This is a genomic window from Streptomyces doebereineriae (assembly GCF_031845645.1).
Taxonomy (GTDB): Bacteria; Actinomycetota; Actinomycetes; order Streptomycetales; family Streptomycetaceae; genus Streptomyces; species Streptomyces canus.
This window is the reverse complement of the sequence record NZ_JAVREZ010000169.1, coordinates 1-477: the sequence shown is the minus strand read 5'-3', so window position 1 is coordinate 477 and position 477 is coordinate 1. Positions and strand designations below refer to the sequence as shown.

The 477-nt window shown below is 71.7% G+C and carries 1 protein-coding gene; it reads left to right on the top strand.

The genetic code is table 11. The annotated features are described in order from the left end of the window. Nucleotides 1-354, top strand: a 354-nt coding sequence (locus RNB18_RS51280) for a zinc-binding dehydrogenase (protein ID WP_311720964.1), incomplete at its 5' end; no start/stop codon positions are given. Nucleotides 355-477 lie beyond the last annotated feature (123 nt).

Genomic DNA, 477 nt, shown 5'->3' with positions numbered 1-477 from the left:
ACCTACGGCCCCGGACTGGTCGAGCGCGTGCGGGCCCTCTCGCCGACGGGGGTCGACGCGGTCCTGGACGCCTCCGGGCGCGGGGAGATCCCGGACTCCATCGAGCTCGCCGGTGGTCCGGAGCGGGTCCTCTCCCTCGTGGCCTTCGATGCGGCCGACACCGGCATCCAGATCCACATGACCGAGCCCGGTGCGGGCGGGGCCGACGCGCTCGGGCACATTCTCGCCCTCATCGACGAGGGGCGGCTGAGCGTGCCGATCCACCGGGCCTACCCCCTCGACGAGGCGGCGACGGCGCTGGAGGTCAGCAGGTCGGGGCACCTGGGCGGCAAGCTCGTGCTGCTCCCCGCGTAGTCGCTCGTTGCCCATGGGTCCGCAGGCGCGTACGGACCTTCGACCGGCCTGCTCCACCGGCCCGCACCGGCATGAAGCCGAACGGAAAAGCACGGACAAGCACGTACAAGCACAGACAAGTAC